Source organism: Streptomyces sp. F63 (assembly GCF_018070345.1).
Lineage (GTDB): Bacteria > Actinomycetota > Actinomycetes > Streptomycetales > Streptomycetaceae > Streptomyces.
In genome coordinates, this window is the sequence record NZ_JAGPXX010000083.1 from 1 (window position 1) to 321 (window position 321).

The following is a 321-nucleotide window of genomic DNA, read 5'->3' on the forward strand; positions in this document are numbered from 1 at the left end:
AGGTCGGATCGATGTCCGTGACCACCGGCAAGGCGACGTAGTCGAACGAGGCAGCGGAAGCCCCGGTCCCCGACGGCGTGGCGACCTCCACCGGACCACTGGTCCCCGCAGGCGCGGCGGCGGTGACGGCCGTGATACTCGTCGGATCGTTCACGATGAACGACGTCACCGGTACCCCGGCCACGGTCACATCGGAGACGTTCACGAAGTCCGTACCGGTGATCTCCACCGTCGTCGCGCCCGCAGGCGGACCCGCGATGGGCACGAAGCTTGTCACCGCCGGAGCGGCGAGATAGGTGAACGCCTCCGCGGAACTCCCGC

At 68.8% G+C, this 321-nt stretch carries 1 protein-coding gene; it reads right to left on the bottom strand.

Going from position 1 to position 321, the window contains the following annotated elements:
* The coding region (locus KBZ10_RS29000) for an IPT/TIG domain-containing protein (protein WP_210990721.1) at positions 1 to 321 on the bottom strand (321 nt) is incomplete at both ends.